The following is a 16308-nucleotide window of genomic DNA, read 5'->3' on the forward strand; positions in this document are numbered from 1 at the left end:
TCGGCGCCTGTCCGAGGGATCGTGTGTCGGTCAGTACTTGGTGAGTCCGCCGTCGGCGGCGATGGCGCCGCCGGTGATGAACCGCGCGTTGTCGGATACCAGGAATGCGATGAGGTGGGCGATCTCATCGGGGTGGGCGCGTCTGTCGAAGACTCCGGGAGTCGTTCGTACCGAGGAGCCCTCCTTGCCCGCGGCGACCGCGAGCATGGGGGTGTCGACCATCCCGGGCATCACCGAGGTGCACCGGACACCGGATTCGGCAACTTGGTGGGCGATGGCGCGGGTGAGTGCGTTCACCCCTCCCTTGCTGGCCGGGTAGGCCGTACTCGACAGACCCATCACCGCTGCGGCCGACGAGACGTTGACGACCGCGCCGGCGGTGTCGACGAGGCTCGGCATCGCCCGGCGGCACATCAGGAACGTGCCGCGGAGGTTCACCGCGATCACCCGGTCGAACGTCTTTACCGATGAATCCAGAATGCCGACATCGTCCGCGGAAGTGACCGCGGCGCTGTTGATCAGCGCGTCGAGGCCGCCGAACTCGTCGACGGCCCGTGTGACCGCCTCGTCGACGTCGGATTCATCCGCCACGTTCGCCCGGATCGACAGGTGCTCGCCTCCCTCGCGGGACGGGGGCATGGACTCCGGTGGGATCTCGTTGACGTCGACCAGCGCCACCCGCCACCCTTGCTCGGCGAGCAGTCGGCTGACCGCGAGGCCGATCCCGGATCCGGCACCGGTGACGATCGCGGACTTCCCTTTCGCGCCGCTCATTTGATGGCGACCGGATTGATCGGCGAACCGACGCCGCCGGAGATCTTCAGAGGCGGTGCGACGACCTGGAACTCGTAGCGCCCATCGGCGGCACAATCGGCGGCGAGCGCCGTGAGGTCCCAGAACTCACCGAAAGACAAGCCCATCTCCCGCAGACAGAGAAGGTGCATCGGGAGCATGTTGCCGGGAATCCCGGACGCGGCGTCCTCGATGGCACTGTTGTCGGCGGCAACCGCGGCGACGTGACGTTCCCGGAACCATGACGCGGTGCGCCAGTCGAGTCCCGCGCAGGGGGACCGGTCGCCGGTACCCACGAACTTCGAGACCCACCCGGTGTGGATGAGCACGACATCGCCTTCTCTGACCTCGACACCCTGCGCCTCCGCGGCCCGGCTGAGTTCGTCTGCGGTGATCGGTGTCCCGTGCGGGAGGAACGTGTCCTCCCCGCGGAGCCGGACGATGTCGAGGAGTACGCCCCGTGAGGTGACCCCTCGCGCGGCCACCTTGTCGATGCCGCAGCGGTACGCCCCGACGCTGGTGACCGTGTCCGCCGAGAAACCGTTGTAGAGCTGGTCGTCGTAGTACGCGTGGGAGAGCGCGTCCCACTGGGTCGCGGACTGGGTGTGCATGATGATCATGTCGTCGGTGAACCGCAGGATGTCCGACGACATGAAAGCGCTGAATTCCTGTGCCAGACCGTTGGTCTCCCACGACGGGAAGGTCTCGGCCATCGCGTGACGATCACCGCCGGTGATGGTCATCACGTGTAAGGGGTTGCGGCGGAACAGGTTGTCACCCTGGGGGCCCGTCGGCGCGAAGTCCATGCCCAGCTGGAACACGGCTCCCTTCCGGACGAGGTTCGCACTCTCGCGGACGACATCGGGAGTGATGTAGTTGAGCGTGCCGATCTCGTCGTCGGAGCCCCAGACCCCCCAATTGCGTACCTGGGCGGCCATCTCGTGGAATTCGTCCATCGACATGTCCGTCACCCGACCAATCCGTTGAGGTGTGCCGCGATCTGGAGGGCGAGGAATCGACCGTAGCGGCGGACCTCGATGACCCCGCCGCCCGCGTACCAGAGGTGCGGATACCCGGACGGCTGGAAGATGAGCCCGCGCTCGTTGCGTGTGGAGTCGATGCCGTAGAACGCGTCGGTACTGTCCACGACCTCGTTGCCCAGGTACTTCCGCGAGCTCTCCCGCATGTCGAGGAAGCCGGTGGCGAGTACCACGAGGTCGGCTGCGAGTCGTGTCCCGTCGGTCAGCACCACCTCTTCGGCGGTGAAGTGGTCGAGGCCGACCCCGGAGCGGACGGCGACCTTGCCTTCGATGATCAGCTCGGACGCGCCGACGTTGACGTAGTAACCGCCCGGTCCGCCGGGGCGACACCCGAAGGACATCAGGCCGGCGCGCTCGCCCATACGCGGATCACCCATGCACACCGCGAAACCGGCGGCCTCGAGCCCGTCGAGCAACTCACGGTCCCCTTCGGCGATCGCCTCGGTCTGGGCCACCGCCATCTCGAGCAGGAGCGGCCACGGAATCGAATCCGATTGCAGATCCGCATAGTCCAGCGGAGGCGAATCCTCGCTGTAGGCCGACTCGAACAGGATCTTGTTCCCGTAGTCCCGGCTCAGCACGTAGGTCGGCCCTCGCTGCACCATCGTCACGTGGGCCCCGCCGTAGTGGAAGTCCTCGATGACGTCGTGCGCACTCGTGCCCGCGCCGATCACCACGACGTTGCGCCCCTCCCAGCCCTGGCCCGTCCTGTGCTCGCTGGAGTGGATGACCGTGCCCTTGAACTCCTCGCGGCCGGGCACCTCGGGAACCCATGGCACGGACGAGGTTCCGGTGGCGACCACCAGGTGCTTCGGCCGCAGCGTGCGTTCACCCGCGTCGGATCGCGTCACCACGGTCCAGCTCTGGGCGGCCGCGTCGAAGTCGGCGGAGAGGACCTCGGTGCCGGTCCAGACGTTCAGCTCCAGCGACTCCGCGTAGTTCTCCAGCCAGTTGGCGAACTTTCGCGCCGGTGTGTACACCGGCCAGCTGTCCGGGAAGGGAAAGTGCGGCAGGTGATCGCTGTACACCGGAGCATGGAGTACCAGAGACTCATATCGATCACGCCAGACATCACCGACCCGAGGCGTCTTCTCGACGACCAGGGTGTCGACACCCATCAGGCTCAGTGTGGACGCGAGCCCGAGCCCGTTCTGCGCACCGCCGATGACGAGGACCTCGGGATCCTCACGGTCGTGTGCGGTCGACTGTGCCCGGCTGTGATGCCAGGGGGTCTCGGTCGCGTGGCCGCTGGGCCGTGGTCGCCGATGGCGCACGGCGAGAGGTCGATCGAGCAACTCGGCGCCCTCGGTGAGGACGGTCCAGGCCCGCCACCGGCCGTCGGGCTGCTCGACGAGGCGTGCGTGACCACGACCCCTCACCGTGTTCGTCGTAAAACCGAAGAAACCCTCGATCCACGTCGACCCCGGTGCCGGCGTGGTGAGCGCCGGGGCGATCCCGTCGTCCGGCTGCACCGAGGTGATGACCTCCGGACTCGACTCGACGAACGCGGACACGTCGGACGGTCCGTTGTGACTGGACAGCTGCCAGTCGAGGGCGACCATGTCCCGCCACCACACATGCGGGGTGAGAATCGTTCGCAGCGTAGCGGTGTCGCGGCCGACGACAGCGGTGGTGAAGGTCGCCAGCCATTCAGCGAACACGGCGCCGGCATCGCGCGCCGCGTCGGTGTCCGCGAGGGTCGCCGTTGTCGACTGGTCGATGGTCTGTTCAATGGTCATGGGAGTGACTCACTTCTCGGGTGGGGTGGTGGATTGAGTGGCGGACATGGTCAGAGGCCGGAGGTGGGGTTGGCTTTGAGGTCCATTCGGTGCAGCGTGAGCGTCGCCCGGACGGCTCGGACGGCGTCATAGGTCGCCTGGCTGACGGGTCGCGCCAGCACTGCTGCGGCGACCAGGACGATCGTTGTTCTCATGAGTGTGTCTCCTCGCGTTCGCGGCCGGGTGTGTGGTCGAAATCGGAGCCGGAATGAGCTGCGACGGTGCCGTTCGTGGATGAACTGAGATGAAAGCCGTAGCGCCACAGCGGCCAGCGCAGGAGCTTGGTCAGAATCGCGTAGCTGATCACGCCTTCCGGCCACTGCGTGCTGATGCGCCCGGACGCGCTGCGGTAGTAGTTGTTCTCGAACTCGAACGTGGTGCCTCGCAGTCTCCGCTGCAGAAGCCGGTCGTACAGGGCGAGTGCCCAGGGCCGGATCTCGACAGTCGATGCCCGACGACGCGCGGCGGAGGCGATGGCGGCAACCGTGTAGTCGATCTGGAGCTCGAGGTTCGACACGATCGTGCCGCCGTTGGTGTTCGGCCCGTAGAGGATGAAGAAGTTGGGGACCTCGGCGGCCATCACTCCGAGGAACGCGGTTTCGTCGCCGTTCCATCTGGCGTGCAACGTCTTACCGCCCTGGGTGACCACGTCGTAGGTCGTCAGGAAGTCGGCCTTGAAGCCGGTGGCGAGGACGAGTGCGTCAAGGGCGTGATGCTCGCCGTTCGCGTCGATGACCCCATCGGCGTCGACCCCTTTGACTCCGCGGGGGATCAGGCTGACGTTGGCCTTGCGCAGCGCGGGATAGAAGTCGTCGGAGATGACCGGCCGCTTGCCGGCGAACGGGTGCGTGGGTGTCACCGCCTCGATCAGGTCGGGCCGGCCGTCGAGTACGCGGTGGATGTGGGCGAGTGCGCCCGCCCGCGCTGCCGTGTTGACCGCGGTGCCCTCTCGCCAGAGCGCTCCACCGACCTGGTCACGTTCGCGCAGCAGCAGGAACTTGGTGCGTAGAAAACGTTGTGCGAAGCGGGATTCGAGCGCTTTCCGTTCGGCGGCGGTGTACTCGCGGGAGTTCTTGGGGACCACCCACCCCGGCTCGCGCTGGAAGACGACGACGTCGCCGGCGATGTCGGAGAGTGCCGGGACCAGCTGGGCGGCCGTGGAGCCGGAACCCACGACGCCGACCGTGCGACCGGTCAGATCGATCGAGTTGTCCCACTGCGCCGAATGGAACACCGGGCCGCGGAAGTCCGCCAGCCCCTCCCAATCGGGGAATTTGGGATCACCGAGCAACCCGACCGCGCTGATGACGTGTTGAGCAGTCGTGATCGGCTTCCCGTCGGACCAGATGGTGTACTCCTGGCGCGCCTCGTTCCAGACGACCCGCTCCACCTTCACCCCGAATCGGATGTGACCGCGCAGGTCGTACTTGCTCAGCACGGCCTCGAGGTACTCCTGCAATTCGGCCTGACGCACGTGGGTCCGCGACCACTTCCACGGCATCCACGAGTACGAGTACAACACCGAGGGCGTATCGACCTCGGCCCCGGGATACCGGTTGTGCCACCAGGTTCCACCGGGGCCGGGTGCCTGCTCCAACAGGGTCACCCGCGTGAAGCCGGCCTCCTTCAGCTTCGCCAGTGCGCCGATGCCGCCGAATCCACCACCGACGATCGCGATGGTGGGTTGCGGTGATGGTCGAGGTCGAAAGCGCACAGGTCCTCCTGCTGAATCGATTGAGTGAGCCGCCGGCGCGGAAGTGTTCGTATAGTCGAACGGCTTGTCTTATAGTTCGAATGCTGCCATGATGTGTGTCACAGGTCAACCCCCGTCGACGTTTGGTTCACATCACCTCGCGCACTGCGGAGCCGGTCGCCCTGATCGACCGGTACGTTGTCGATACAGGTTGAGTGTCAAGGGATCAGGAGGTCCTCGGGAATGTCCAATCCGACGCGCCGGGTCGTCGACGTGCTGAACTTTCTCGCCAGGAGGTCCGAACGGAGCTACTCGCTGTCGGAGCTCGCGCGAGAACTCGACATCAGCAAATCGACGCTCCATCCCCTGGTGGAAACGCTTGTGGAAGCGGGATATCTCCTGCGCGACAGTGAGAAGCTGCTGCATCTGGGGCCGGTGCTCACCGGTGTGGGGCAGGCTGCTCTCGGGCATCGAGGAGAGCTGGTCGACGTCCTGAGATCCGAGATGGCCGAGATCGCGCGCCACTACGACGCACACTGTGTACTCACCGCCGAGCTCGGTGGCTGGATCGTCCCCATCGCGGCGTCGGGCGACCCCTCGCGTGTGACCACACTGTTCCGGATCGGTGCGCGGACCCAGCCGTTCGCACCACCGCTGGGAGTGCTGTTCCTGCCCGGGCGTCGAATGGGTGAGATCCAGGACTGGTTCTCGCACAGCACATCCGATCCGTCACCTCGAGAGGTGGATGCGGTGATGAGCGCGCTGGACTTCCTGCGATCGCAGGGTGTCGCGGCGGCGGCACGGACCGACGCCAAAGCGCGGGCGGAGCGGCTGATGCTGGGTCCGACCGCTCCTGGGTCGACGCGGGACGACGAGTCCGTGGTCAGCGACTTCGTGCAACAGCTACGTGAAACGCAGTATCTCATCACGGATTTCGACTACCCCGACGCCCGTGAGATCGAGTGGGTCGGCATCCCGCTCATGAATCGTCAGGAACGAGTGGACGTCGCCCTGTGCGTGGTCAATTTCCCCGGGGCACTCACCGGGCACGATGTGCTCGACGTCGGCAACGACCTGCGCGACCGGATGTCACGCATCAGCGGGATCACCGTGTCTCCGCCCCGCGTTCGTACGTGAACCTGACTCCCCACTCGGGGAGCAACCAATCAGCTATGGAGGTGTCGTCCGATGGTCGACGGCGAGAACAGAGTGGCGGTCGTGCTCGGATGCGGCCCCGACATCGGACGGGCGTGCGCCGAACAGCTCGCTCGTGATGGGAACCACGTCGTATGCCTCGATCGCGATCTCGCGGCCGCCGAGGCATCGGCGCAGGCGCTGCACCACGTCGGATGTGAGGCCTCGGCCGCCACTGTCGACGTGACCGACCGGGAGTCCGTCCGAGTCGCCCTGCGCGAGGTCGTCGCTCACCACGGGCGGATCGACATCGTCGTGAACGTGGTGGGTGGGTCGACCTGGGCGCTGGTGGACGAGTTCACCGATGACGACTGGGACAGGTCCATGCAACTCAACCTGCGCCAGCAATGGGTTGTGGCACAGGAAGTCCTGGGCATCCTGCCTTCGGGCGGGTCGATCGTCGCCATCGCCTCGGTCAGTGGGTTGTCCGCCGCTCCGCACCACGGCGCCTACGGCGCGGCGAAGGCCGGTCTCATCGCCCTCGTGAAGACCCTGGCCCTCGAGAACGCTGCCCGCGGGATCACGGTCAACGCCATCGCTCCGGGCTCGATCGCCACCGCGGCCCGTACTGACGACGAGGGGCTCGTCGACCGGATTCCGATGGGCCGGCGTGGCGACCCGAGCGAGATCGGTTCCGTCGCCGCGTTCTTGGCGTCCCCAGCCGCGAGTTACATCACCGGCCAGGTCCTCGTCGTCGACGGCGGGGCCAGTGTGAAACACCCGCTGCAAGCAGTGTGATGTGGGCGCGGCAGGCACGTCGATGCCACCAGATGCACTCGTCTGACTAGTTCTTCACCGCCCGCATGGGTCCCGGTGTCCAGAGCCCGTTGTGGGTGTCGGTGGTGATGGTGAGCTCGGCGTCGGTCTGCGGGAGGATCGGGGTCAGGCTCTGGAGCATGCCCCAGTCCTTCGCCCAGTCGTTGCGCAGGTACGACGGGTAGACGCGGGGGCGCAGTTCGTTCTCGACGATGCCCAGCGGACCGCCGGAGTCGCCGGCCATCCAACGCTGCGAGTTGACCCGTTCGCCTTCCCGGTCCGGCGAGATACGCCACTGCGGTGTCTCCAGGACCCCGTACTTGACCTGGGCGGGCCGTTGGCACGGAAACGCCAGCGCGGTCTCCCAGTCGATGAGCACCGGATCCTCGCTGCCCACCAGCGAATCGAGCGTCACCATCGACGACACGCGCGGGGGTGTGACGGCCAGCCACTGGTCGCGCAGGGTCGAGGTGTCCTCGGCGAGGACACGGACCACGGTCGCTCCGCGGGGTGCCTGGTCCATCGGGAAGCGCAGGTTGCGCCATTCGGGTGCACCACCGATGTCGAGTGGCACCATCTGTCCGGCGGGCGCCACCGTGCCGTCGGGCGCCACCCGCCCGAACTGCAACCGCACGCGCTGTCCGGGCCGGGTGACCGCGAGATCGTCGATGTACTCGACCTGCCCGGCCACCGACATGGTGACGAGCGGGCGCTCGTCGGACCTGTTCTGCGGCAGCTGATACCAGTCGGACGTGAGTCGTCCGGTGCCATTGGGGGAGTTGTACGTACCGAGGACCGGTGTCTCACTCGGCGACAGACCGAACGGCAACTTCACCGTCGACCCGTTGACCCCTGCCTGCGCGGTCCGCCCGCCGCTGGTGTCGCTGGAACCGGTCGTCGTCTCGGCCTCGGCGCTGCTGCCGTCGTCGGTCGGATCGGTCTGCGTGCGATCGACCTCGGCGGTCGAGGTCCCCGAGGAGGAACCCTCGGCTTCCTCCTCGGTCTCCTCGGACAGGTCCGACGCCACCCCGTCGGGGTCGAAACCCTCCATCCCGGTGCCGGCGAGAGCCGCGCCCGGGGAGGGATTGTTCTGCCCGGCGACCCGGGCGGGCGCCAGCAGGCCGGCGTTCGGATCGTCCTCGACCAGCACGGCGTCGGCCAGAGCGCAGGGTCGTCCCTGCAGAGCACTGACATTGGAGCTCAGCCACGACCACGAATTGCGTTGCGTCCAGTCCGCCTTGGCGAACGAGACGAGCGTGAACAACAGCATGATGGTCGACACCACGATGATCGACGGGCTGCGCAACCGCGTGAACACCGACCGCGGCCGTCCGGCCCTGGCCACCTCGTCGACGTAGTCGTCGCGGAAGTGCTGCCACAGGCCGAGGACGGTGAGGGCCACCGCGACCGCCAGGATGCCGGTCCACAGCGGGATCCCACGGACATCGGGAACCGCGTCGCGCCAAGGAATTCCGTAGCTGCCGACGTACCACCACTGGTTGCGTCCGGCGAACGCGAGCGCGAGGACATACGCGCAGGCCGCGGCGAACAGTGTGCGATTGCGCCGACGGCGCATGATGGTGCGATCCGCGCACGCGGTCGCTACCGCGGCGAGCGCGCCACCGATCGCGGCATAGACGCCCAGCTGGTGGGTCCATTTCGTCGGCAGGAACGCCATCAGGACCGCAGAACCGGCGACCATGGCGACCAGACGCCACGTGGGAGCGGTTGCGATTCCGGGCAGCCGGCGCCGGTTGAGCAGCATCACCACGACCAGGATGAAGCTGGTGAACACGATCAGAATCCCGAAGCGACGGGCGATGCCGCCGTCGGCGGTGGGGTTCATCAGCATGTAGTAGCGCATCGGCTCCTCCCACCACTTGTTGGTGGGGCCGACCTGCCCGTTGACCGAGACCGCCTCCAGGATCGGCGCGAGCGGCTGGTCGGCGAAGATCTCGAACATCACCGCGAGACCGGCGGCGAGGATCGGCACGGCCAGCGGCCAGAATCCATCCCGCTTGCGGCGCAGTGAGAAACGCTTGAGCAACGGCCGGATCCCGGCGATGAGCGCCACCGATGCGATCACGCCGGTCGGATGGATGGTGAGGGTGAAGGCCGCCGCGATGATCCCGATCGTCAGCGGGAAGAAGCGTCCGGTCGCGATCGCGCGCTCGACGCACACCCAGGTGAAGAGAGTGCCCAGCGCGATCAGCGGCTCCACGCGCAGACCGTTGTTGTACGGCATCCAGACCGCCAGGAAGACCAGTGCCGCAGCCCAGATCGCCGGGGTCGACTCACGGACCGCACGTCCGAGACGGGGAATCGCGGCGCGGCTGATCAGCCACCACGACGCCATCGCGAACAGGAACGGCAGCAGGCGCAGCCACGGTGTCGCGGTGCTGACCTCCATCCACGCCGACAGGTAGTGGTAATGCCAGCCGAACGGGTCCTGCGGGACACCGAAGTAGCGATAGTAGTTGTCGAGATAACCGGCCTCGCTCGCGATCCGGCCGACGGTCACCTGGTAACCGTCGTCAGCCGTGTTGCCGCCGACGAACAACCAGATCAGCAGTACGAGGGCGACGACACCGTCGACCGGGCGCACCCGCCACCAGCCTGCCGGGAAGAGCTTGTGATGTCCGCGCGCATCCCGGGCGTCGAGGACGGCCAGTGCGGCGAGGGAGAGGATCGTCGACGCGATCCCGATCACCAGCAGCCAGAACTTCAGCGTCGTGGGCGTGGAGACGAATCGGGTGTCGATGGTGGACCGGAACGACAGGCCCTCGGTGCTGACATCGGCCGGCAGGCCCGAGTACACGCCGATGATCTGCGGGCGGGCGTTGGGATCCCGCAGGTCGAAGGAGCGGACCGCACCCGTCTCCGACGCAGCATCCGGCAGTCCTTCGATCGAACCCCGGGTACCGTTCGTGTCGGCTGCGACGACGATGCGACAGTCGGGTGTGCTCTGCGCGGCTGCCCGAGAGGTGTTGAGCAGAACGACATTTCGCTGCACCACCTGGAGCGAGTCGGCGGTGGCCCGGACGAAGAGGCCGACCTTGCCCGCCTCGGCGCCGCCTTCGGGCACCGTCGACAGCAACACACCACCTGACGCGGGCAACGATGCGCCGAGTGCGCACGGTACCGCGACGTCCATGGAGACCGGGACGAAGGACACGTTCGGGGCCGCCACGTTGCCCACCGAACCCTGCTGCGGCCAGGTCAGTTCGGCCTTGGTGTAGTCGACCGGAAGGAACGGACTGAGCAGCGCGAGGAGGATGCCGACGACTCCCGCGGCCATCGCGACGACACGCGCGGTGCCGGCGTGGCGTTCCGCGAAGCCGTTCCGGTGGTCATCCCCGGAGGATGCGGTCGCGGAGGGATTCTCGGCGGAGGAAGTCTCGGTGGTCGCCACGTCTGCTCGTTCTTCTCCGGTGTCGGGGTTCGCCGGGCCGGCGTGCGGGTCGCTGCGGTCAGTCATCTTCGGGCACCACCCTGATCGGCCCCGGTCGGGACCATCCCCACGTGGTCGCCGTTCCCGTCTGCACGTCCGCGGGTCGTGCCTGCGGTGCCAGCGGAGTCAGGCGCTGCAGGTTGCCCCACTCGCGATACCAGTCGTTGTCGAGGTAGGTGGCGAGGGTCGCCGGTCGCGTCAGTGCCTCGACCGGTGCGAGCAACCCGCCGTCCTCGGCGGCCATCCAGGTCTTGGACTGTGAGTTGGCAATCCACGACTCGGGCAGGATCCGCCACTGCGGGAGGTCGAAGACGCCGTGGCGGGCGGTCATCGGTCGCTGGCACGGGAACACCGCGCCGGCGGCGAAGTCGATGAGCACGGGATCGGTGGAGCCGACGACGTCCTGCAGGGTCCGCAGGACGGGCGCACGAGGAGGTGTGACGGCGAGCCACTGATCTGGATCGAGGTTGTTGTCCCGGGCGATGATCCGGATCACGGACGCTTCGGCGGGTACGCGGTCCATCGGGATACGCAGGTTCCGCCACGGACGGTTGGTCCGCTCGGGGTCGATCGGGATCGCGGGAGCACCGACCTCCTCGAACCTCCCATCGGCGACATTCTGCCTGCCGAACTGCACCTCCAGCGACTGCCCGAAGTTCGGGACGCCGTCCCGGTCGAGTGTGAAGACCGCGCCGGCAGCGGTGATGACGATCAGCGGTGAGGAGTCGCGCGCGGGCAACCGGTACCAGCCGGTGGTCAGAGTGGCCTGGCCGCTGGTGGTTTCGTGACTTCCCAGCACCGGGGTGGTCGCCGGGTCGAGGCCGAAGGGGAGTGCGGCGGTACTGCCGTTGACCCCACGAGGACCCACTCCGCCGGTGGTGCCCGGATTGCTGCCGTAGACGATGAAGGTCTTCGACAGGTCCGCCGAGGTGTTCATCGCGCCGGGCTTCTGGGCCCCGGCCTGCGGCGTCAGATCCGGCTTCACCCCGTCGGGACGGAAGCCCTCGGACTGCCCCTGCAGGGTCGACGACGCCGTGCCACCGCCCGCGGGTGCCAGCATGCCCTGATTCGGATCGGGTTCGACGAGGACGGAATCAGCCATCGCACAAGTGTTTCCGCGTGCCGAGTCCAGGTTCGCGGACAGCATGGTGAAGGTGTCCGCGCGGGTGGCCGCGGCCTTGGCGAACACCGCGAGTTCACTCACGACGATGAGGACGGCGATCACCGCGATCGGCGCGGATGCGACACCGATGCGCCAACCGGCCGGTGCCGCCCCGCGATCATGGGCGAGCCCGGTCTCGTCGACGAAGTCCATCCGGAGGTGCTGCCAGATCGCGAACAACAGCGCCAGCACCGCCAGGGCGAGCAGCACGGTCGAGACCTGGATGCCCGCGACGACCGGTGCCTTGTCGAACCAGGCGATCCCGAAGTCGGCGGGCCACGGCCACGCGTTCTTTCCCGCCGCGGCCGCCGCGCAGGCCACCAAGATCCCGGCGACCAGGACGGACAGGTTGCGCAGCGTGCGGCGTGCCGCCTGACCGATCGCCACGCAGGCGACAGCGGCGAGCGCCGCACCGAGTCCGGCGAGGACGCCGAACTGGATGGTCCATTTGGTCGGGGTGAACGACAAGAACAGGATCGTGAGCAGGGAGGCACCCAGCGCCCGCCACACCGCGCCCGGATCGATCCCGTCGATCCGCTTGCGCCGCAGCATGATCGCCAGAACCACGAACATGGAGACGGCGAACAGCAGGACCGGGACGCGCCGGGCCAGTGCGCCGTCGGTCGTGTTCACCGCGAGGAAGTAGTAGCGGAGCAGTTCCTGGTACCAGGCCAGCGTCGGACCGACCGAGTAGCGAATCCGCAGTGCTTCGAAGACGGTCGCGAGGGTCTGGTCCCGGAAGACGATGATGACGACCACTGCGACCCCGGCCAGTAGTGGGGCCAGCAGGGGCAGGAGACCGTCTTCGGCGCGGCGTCGGACCAGGATGCGGAGCATGGGCCGGGCACTCGCGATGAGAAGTGCGAGCGCGACGAGACCGTGCGGGGCCAGGGCGAGGGTCATCGCGGCGGTGAACGCCGCGATGACTGCCGGCAGCATCCGCCGTGTGGAGACCGTGACCTCTACCGCCCACCACGTCGCGAGGGTGCCGAGCACGATGATGCCCTCGGTGCGCAGGCCCGAACACATCGGCAGCCAGAACGCGAGGAACACCGCGGCCCCGGTGAGCATCGCCCACTGGGACCGGCGGACGGCGCCACCCAGGCGGGGCAGCAGGACCCGGCTCAGGATGAACCAGGCGGCCAAGCCCGCCAGCAGCGATGGCAACCGCATCCACAGGCCGGTCGTCGAGATGGTCGACCAATAGGCGAGGAAGCTGTAATACCAGTCGAACGGCGCTTCGGGAATGCCGTAGAAGCGGTAGTAGTTCGCGAGGTATCCGGCGTCGGCGGCGTTGCGACCCATGTTGAGGATGTAGCCGTCATCGGGTGATCCCGCGCCGAGGAAGTGCCAGATCACGAGCGTCAGCGTCACACCGATGTCGGTGGGCCCGGGCCGGAGCACGGCGCGCCACCGGAGACGGCGACCGACGCGGCGGTGGTAACCGTGGATGCGGTCGAGACGTCCCACGGCCACGAGTGCGACGACCGCAGCTCCGACGCCGACGACCATCACCACCCACTTCAGGATCGACGGCGACGAGTCGAAGCGGTCGTCGATCGCGATGCGGACGTCGAATCCCGGGGCGGACCGGACCTGTTCGGCGGTGAGGTCGGTGAAAACGCCGGCGATCTGCGGGTTCGCCGACGGCCCGGCGAGGCCGACATCGCCGCCGCCCGCGGTGGCCGGCCCCGGGGGGAGGCCGACGAACTGCGCGCCGGTCGTCGTGGCGTCGGCGAAGATGCGGAGCTCGGCGCAGCCGGCGAGGGCGTCTCGCGGTGCCGACGCAAGTGTCTTGTTGCGGTTGGACACGGTGACGCCGTCGGCGCCGGCGACGACGAACAATCCGTCGTCGCGTGCTGCGGCCGCGGCCGCGGGCATCGTCGACAACACGACGGTGGACGCGTCATCGGGGGTCGTCGCCAGCACGCGGCAGGGGATCGAGATCGCGAGGTCGCGAGCGGTCTGCGCGACCAGCGGAGCGGTGACCGACGCCGACTCGCCCGTCTGCTGCGGCCACGTGATCGACGCCGTGGACGTGCTGACCGGGAGGAAGGGCGTCAGGACCCCGGCGACGACGGCGACGACACCGGCGACCGCGGCCACGAGGGCGACGGTGCGGGATCGGGGTTCGCCGGACGTGCGCTGCGCAGCGGTTTCGGCGGTGGTGTCGGCGCTGCCAGCGGACACTTCAGGCGACTTCGGCACAGGCGCATCGTAGTCAGCCATGCTGTGACAAACCCAAATCCCCTGACCGGATCTCGTAGCGACAATGCGCGCTATGTGCCCGTTGACGCTACGAGTCGCTGCGCGCGATCCGGATCAGGAGAACCGCATGAGGATCGAGTGCACTGCCTGGGTGACGGTCATGCGGTCGTAGGTCTGCACGAATTCGAAGGTGCGCTCGAGATCGGGACCGGCGTCGTGCTGGTCGCGCGCCGACAGCAGGGCGGCGAAATGCGGTCCGAGTACGGCGACGTTCCACTCGTTGATGAGGTCGTCGTCGGCGTCGAGGGGCGCGCGGTGCACGTTCCCGTCCCGGATGTCGGGAAGTCCGACACCGTAGACCCCGGCCAGGCCGGTCTTCTCCGACATCTCCCGCCACCGCTTCGCGGTCCGCGAGGTGAAGTGCTCGGCGAACTGGAACGTGCCGAGGACGATCGCGGCACCGCCGATGGCCGCCTGTTCCTCCAGCGCCTTGCTCATCTCGATGAGCAGGCGCTTGTTGCCCATGCGCGGCGAGATGGAGGTCGACGCGATGCGATACGGAGTCGACTTCTCCGGGCCGGGCGTGGTCCAGACCGGCATCTCGGGCAGCGGCACGACGGTACGGCTGGCGAGCACGGCAGGATCGGTCACGGCCGGATAGAGGTCGCCGATACCGAAAACGGCGCCCATGGTCTGCGCCGTGATCCGGCTGGCCTCGTCGTCGACGCCCTCGGCGATGACGACGGCATGGCTGCGTTCGGTGTGCGCGGCGAGCGCGTGCGCGAGGTGGGCGGCGTCGGAGCTGGTCCGCGACGTGAGCAACTCGGCGCCGGTGACGATGATGTCGGGTTCGACGAGGGAGAGCAGCGTGGCCGCGTGCTCGCTGCGGACGAGACCGTCGACGCAGATGATCTTGCCGGCCGCCCGGGCGCGGGCGACGCGGGCTAGTGTGCGTTGCGGACTGCGCTCGACGGCGTCGGGCAGGATGACCATGACGTGGCGTTCGAGGCTGCGCGCGGTGTCGTCGTCGAGATTGTCGATGAGGTCGAGATCGAGGGACACCAGCAGCGGCAGGATCTTGGCCAGCGACTGCGCGCGCTGGGAGGCGGCCATCTTGCGCTTGCGCTCGTCGAGGACGGGATGTTCTTCGACCAGGCGGGCGGCGCGTTTGAGGGCGGCGGCTGTGGCGAGGCGGGTCCCGGCCGGACCCCGGAGCTGCAGTTCGACGGCGGCGAGGGCGCCGTCGGACAGCCGGCAGACCGGCGCGAACTGCATGTGGAGCTCCAGATCATCGAACAGGGTGAATGATCGCGTTTCGGACACACGTGCCTCCCCGTCAGAGCGAGAAGCGCCCCGATCGATCTGGTGGACGCGGATTGCTTCACATCCTGTTCGCGGCAAAAGCCTGTGGCCAGCGTAACAAACCGTCGGTCCACGAACATGATGAAGCGGCCCTTGGTACCCGTGGTTCCAAGCGGCGCAACGTAGTCGGGTGTGAGTCCTCGTGCTGTGTCAGTGCCTGTTCGTGCTTGTCGGTACAGAAAAGGGTGTTACCGCGGTCGCGACCAACGGGGCGGGAGGTCGCGACCGCGGCTCCGGGGGCGGGTCCGGGGGTGTGGTGACCCGCTACTCGGTCTTGTGGGCGAGGTCAGCGGGCGGCGTCGGCCGCTTCCTTCTCGCCGCTGGCGCCGGCGTGCGTGAGCTCGCCGGTGTAGCTCTCCAGGTGTGCGCGGACGAACCACTGGAACTTCTCGAGCTCGGCCGTCTGTCCGATGAGGATGTCCTCGGTGATCGGGTCGATGTCGCCGATCTTGGCGATGCCGTCGCGATGCGAGGTGATGAACCCGTCATAGACGAGGTCGAGGGCGCCGAGGTGGGCCTGCGCGGTGTCGCGGCCGATGGAGTAGTCGCTCCACGAGCGGTCGGCTTCGATGGCCTTGGCGGTGCCCTTGGGCGACGCGCCGAGGGTGGCGATCCGCTCGGCGATGGTGTCGGCGTATCCGCGGACGAGTTCGACCTGCGGGTCGATCATCTCGTGCACGCCGATGAAGTTCGCGCCGACCACGTTCCAGTGGATGTGCTTGAGGGTGAGGTGCAGGTCGTTCAGCGCGCTGAGGCGCTCCTGCAGGATGCCCACGACCTCGTTGGCGGCTTCGTTGCTGAGTCCAGGTGCGGTGAATGAAGGCATGACTCGAAACTAGGCCGGGATCGGACGTGTGACGAGGGCTCACGGC

Annotated in this window: 11 protein-coding genes; 2 read left to right on the top strand and 9 right to left on the bottom strand. The window is 67.7% G+C overall.

What is annotated here, in order from left to right; genetic code table 11:
• Window positions 1-30 precede the first annotated feature (30 nt).
• Genes KTR9_RS01900 through KTR9_RS01915 form a run of 5 tightly spaced genes read right to left on the bottom strand, consistent with a single transcriptional unit; the run spans window position 31 to window position 5324 of the window.
• Window positions 31-774: an SDR family NAD(P)-dependent oxidoreductase gene (locus KTR9_RS01900; protein ID WP_014924973.1), complete on the bottom strand. Its 744-nt coding sequence runs from the start codon at window positions 772-774 to the stop codon at window positions 31-33.
• Window positions 771-1754 carry a cyclase family protein gene (locus KTR9_RS01905; RefSeq protein WP_014924974.1) on the bottom strand — a complete coding sequence of 328 codons (984 nt, stop codon included), beginning with the start codon at window positions 1752-1754 and terminating at the stop codon, window positions 771-773. Before KTR9_RS01905 ends, KTR9_RS01900 begins: the two co-directional genes overlap by 4 nt.
• Window positions 1755-1759: 5 nt before the next feature.
• Window positions 1760-3571 (bottom strand): flavin-containing monooxygenase, encoded by a 1812-nt coding sequence (locus KTR9_RS01910; RefSeq protein WP_014924975.1) that lies wholly within the window; start codon window positions 3569-3571, stop codon window positions 1760-1762.
• A gap of 50 nt (window positions 3572-3621) precedes the next feature.
• Window positions 3622-3765: a hypothetical protein gene (locus KTR9_RS27590; protein ID WP_158409741.1), complete on the bottom strand. Its 144-nt coding sequence runs from the start codon at window positions 3763-3765 to the stop codon at window positions 3622-3624.
• Window positions 3762-5324: a flavin-containing monooxygenase gene (locus tag KTR9_RS01915; protein WP_014924976.1), complete on the bottom strand. Its 1563-nt coding sequence runs from the start codon at window positions 5322-5324 to the stop codon at window positions 3762-3764. Before KTR9_RS01915 ends, KTR9_RS27590 begins: the two co-directional genes overlap by 4 nt.
• 222 nt (window positions 5325-5546) lie before the next feature.
• Between KTR9_RS01915 and KTR9_RS26450 the strand changes: the two genes are divergently transcribed.
• Window positions 5547-6440, top strand: a complete 894-nt coding sequence (locus KTR9_RS26450; RefSeq protein WP_014924977.1) for a helix-turn-helix domain-containing protein — start codon at window positions 5547-5549, stop codon at window positions 6438-6440.
• 51 nt (window positions 6441-6491) lie between these two features.
• Window positions 6492-7235, top strand: coding sequence for an SDR family NAD(P)-dependent oxidoreductase (locus tag KTR9_RS01925; protein WP_014924978.1), 744 nt, complete (start codon window positions 6492-6494; stop codon window positions 7233-7235).
• Between the two features lie 46 nt (window positions 7236-7281).
• On the opposite strand, the gene KTR9_RS01930 is transcribed toward KTR9_RS01925, so the two are convergent.
• The 4 genes from KTR9_RS01930 to KTR9_RS01945 form a co-directional block, all read right to left on the bottom strand.
• Complete coding sequence (locus KTR9_RS01930) at window positions 7282-10731, bottom strand: arabinosyltransferase domain-containing protein (RefSeq protein WP_014924979.1); 3450 nt, start codon at window positions 10729-10731, stop codon at window positions 7282-7284.
• A complete protein-coding gene (locus KTR9_RS01935; protein ID WP_014924980.1) occupies window positions 10724-14095 on the bottom strand; it encodes an arabinosyltransferase domain-containing protein in 3372 nt (1123 codons plus the stop codon). Before KTR9_RS01935 ends, KTR9_RS01930 begins: the two co-directional genes overlap by 8 nt.
• 93 nt (window positions 14096-14188) lie before the next feature.
• Window positions 14189-15397, bottom strand: a complete 1209-nt coding sequence (locus tag KTR9_RS01940; protein ID WP_014924981.1) for a DICT sensory domain-containing protein — start codon at window positions 15395-15397, stop codon at window positions 14189-14191.
• A 325-nt stretch (window positions 15398-15722) separates the two neighbouring features.
• On the bottom strand, window positions 15723-16262 hold the full coding sequence (locus tag KTR9_RS01945) for a Dps family protein (RefSeq protein ID WP_010844834.1): 540 nt from the start codon (window positions 16260-16262) through the stop codon (window positions 15723-15725).
• Window positions 16263-16308: the final 46 nt, after the last annotated feature.

Origin of the sequence: Gordonia sp. KTR9, assembly GCF_000143885.2 — a bacterium.
In the GTDB taxonomy this organism is placed as follows: Bacteria; Actinomycetota; Actinomycetes; order Mycobacteriales; family Mycobacteriaceae; genus Gordonia.

What these genes read in the sequence shown, in the direction of transcription:
- KTR9_RS01900 (WP_014924973.1), bottom strand. Translation starts at nt 774, where the DNA reads ATGAGCGGCGCGAAAGGGAAGTCCGCGATCGTCACCGGTGCCGGATCC.
- KTR9_RS01905 (WP_014924974.1), bottom strand. Translation starts at nt 1,754, where the DNA reads ATGTCGATGGACGAATTCCACGAGATGGCCGCCCAGGTACGCAATTGG.
- KTR9_RS01910 (WP_014924975.1), bottom strand. Translation starts at nt 3,571, where the DNA reads ATGACCATTGAACAGACCATCGACCAGTCGACAACGGCGACCCTCGCG.
- KTR9_RS27590 (WP_158409741.1), bottom strand. Translation starts at nt 3,765, where the DNA reads ATGAGAACAACGATCGTCCTGGTCGCCGCAGCAGTGCTGGCGCGACCC.
- KTR9_RS26450 (WP_014924977.1), top strand. Translation starts at nt 5,547, where the DNA reads ATGTCCAATCCGACGCGCCGGGTCGTCGACGTGCTGAACTTTCTCGCC.
- KTR9_RS01925 (WP_014924978.1), top strand. Translation starts at nt 6,492, where the DNA reads ATGGTCGACGGCGAGAACAGAGTGGCGGTCGTGCTCGGATGCGGCCCC.
- KTR9_RS01930 (WP_014924979.1), bottom strand. Translation starts at nt 10,731, where the DNA reads ATGACTGACCGCAGCGACCCGCACGCCGGCCCGGCGAACCCCGACACC.
- KTR9_RS01935 (WP_014924980.1), bottom strand. Translation starts at nt 14,095, where the DNA reads ATGGCTGACTACGATGCGCCTGTGCCGAAGTCGCCTGAAGTGTCCGCT.
- KTR9_RS01945 (WP_010844834.1), bottom strand. Translation starts at nt 16,262, where the DNA reads ATGCCTTCATTCACCGCACCTGGACTCAGCAACGAAGCCGCCAACGAG.